Origin of the sequence: Enterocloster sp. HCN-30185, from assembly GCF_037890305.1 — a bacterium.
Lineage (GTDB): Bacteria > Bacillota > Clostridia > Lachnospirales > Lachnospiraceae > Enterocloster.
The window spans coordinates 1-1,371 of the sequence record NZ_JBBKBT010000041.1 but is presented as its reverse complement, the minus strand read 5'-3'; the positions used below and the strand labels follow the sequence as shown (position 1 = coordinate 1,371).

The window sequence follows — 1,371 nt, the reverse complement described above, 5'->3', positions numbered from 1 at the left end:
GCTTACTCCTCGCTATCGTCTACACCATTGTTATTGCGATCAGATGGACCGCCCACACCACTCTGATGCTTGTCCGGATGGGGCACATCACAGGGAGTGTCATACAAGTATGGTGTCGGCTGCTTGGGCTGCAGATCTGGCCCTGCGTTTACATATCCGCCCATCCCCGGAATCTTGTCCTGATGTTTTCCTGTTAAATTTGCCATAGGTTTGTCCTCTCTTTCTTCTAAGTGTTATATAGTAGCTCCAGCTCTATCCCTGGCTGAACCGGGAGATATTCGGATCACCTCCTTACATTTTTCCATTGTCGCCGTTTTCTTCTGGGATTTCTGTCACAGTCTCAATCTTTTTCTTAACAAATCGCAAAACGGGACTGAGAATTGGAATAACAAGCCCCGTAGCCTCGCAATTTTCCGTAATACTAATCAATTCATTCACTACTAACCAACTGGCCACCATGGCCGCAAACAGTAATGGAAACTGCATCTCAATATGCAACGTAGCAGTCACATAAGAGATTAAACAATCAATTCCAAAACCAACAAAAATCAGTATGTACATCATGATTTTCTTTACAATACCAGCGAACGACTTTTCACTAGTAATCTTCTCACCATTCACTCTTGATGCCGCAAGGCCTGTAAAATAGTCAATGATATTACATGGAATCAGCAACGCCAAAGGCACTGCCAAAATTCCAAAGAAGCTAAAAAATGCGCCTGCTATGGCGCTGATTACATACTCCAATGATTTCTCTTTCATCCTCTCACCTCATTTTCTTAATCTTCCGGATTCTGCTGTAGCCACAACTCTGTTTTTGTCCGCCACAGCTTAGGTACTTCCTCCAATGTCATAAGCCCAGAGCGTATCCGATTGCCATAGAAAGCTGCCATTATACCTCACCTCCCTCTATCTGTTCTGCGAGCAGGCTGGATACTTCACCAAGATCCGCAATGGCTCCGTCCTGAATTGCCTGACCTGCCTCCACGTTATCCAGGCGTTTCTCCACTTCTGTCTTCCCCCGGAGACTGTATGTAGTAGTTACTGCTCCGCCTGTAGATACTACAGAAGTTTCGGATACCAGCACCAGGTCCCTGTATGTTCCAACGGTCAATCCACTTCCATTCTGGATCTGTATCTCTGCCAGATTCTCCTCGGTCAGCTTCTCCCAGGTCCGCAACATGGCCGATCTGTCGGATTCAGATACCTGAATTGCTCCAAGGGATGCTCCTGCCTCCAGCTCAATGGTAGTTCCGTCCTTTAAAATCATTGTGTCTTTCATTGTACTTCCTCTCTTTCTATGCATTTTTGTGATTAAATATATAAAAAGAGCCCCTGCGGACTCGATTTTTCAACTTTATGGGTGTCTGG

Annotated in this window: 4 protein-coding genes; all 4 read right to left on the bottom strand. The window is 45.5% G+C overall.

The genetic code is table 11. The features are described 5' to 3' along the window. Positions 1–2 precede the first annotated feature (2 nt). Complete coding sequence (locus WKT10_RS15860) at positions 3–206, bottom strand: hypothetical protein (RefSeq protein ID WP_340278043.1); 204 nt, start codon at positions 204–206, stop codon at positions 3–5. A gap of 85 nt (positions 207–291) precedes the next feature. After that, complete coding sequence (locus tag WKT10_RS15855) at positions 292–762, bottom strand: phage holin family protein (RefSeq protein ID WP_340278042.1); 471 nt, start codon at positions 760–762, stop codon at positions 292–294. A 17-nt stretch (positions 763–779) separates the two neighbouring features. Next, on the bottom strand, positions 780–893 hold the full coding sequence (locus WKT10_RS16080; RefSeq protein WP_445293034.1) for a CD1375 family protein: 114 nt from the start codon (positions 891–893) through the stop codon (positions 780–782). Beyond that, a complete protein-coding gene (locus WKT10_RS15850) occupies positions 893–1,282 on the bottom strand; it encodes a hypothetical protein (protein WP_340278041.1) in 390 nt (129 codons plus the stop codon). Before WKT10_RS15850 ends, WKT10_RS16080 begins: the two co-directional genes overlap by 1 nt. Positions 1,283–1,371: the final 89 nt, after the last annotated feature.

Excerpts from the sequence above, each read along its gene's own strand:
- WKT10_RS15860 (WP_340278043.1), bottom strand. The coding sequence starts at position 206 with ATGGCAAATTTAACAGGAAAACATCAGGACAAGATTCCGGGGATGGGC.
- WKT10_RS15855 (WP_340278042.1), bottom strand. The coding sequence starts at position 762 with ATGAAAGAGAAATCATTGGAGTATGTAATCAGCGCCATAGCAGGCGCA.
- WKT10_RS16080 (WP_445293034.1), bottom strand. The coding sequence starts at position 893 with ATGGCAGCTTTCTATGGCAATCGGATACGCTCTGGGCTTATGACATTG.
- WKT10_RS15850 (WP_340278041.1), bottom strand. The coding sequence starts at position 1,282 with ATGAAAGACACAATGATTTTAAAGGACGGAACTACCATTGAGCTGGAG.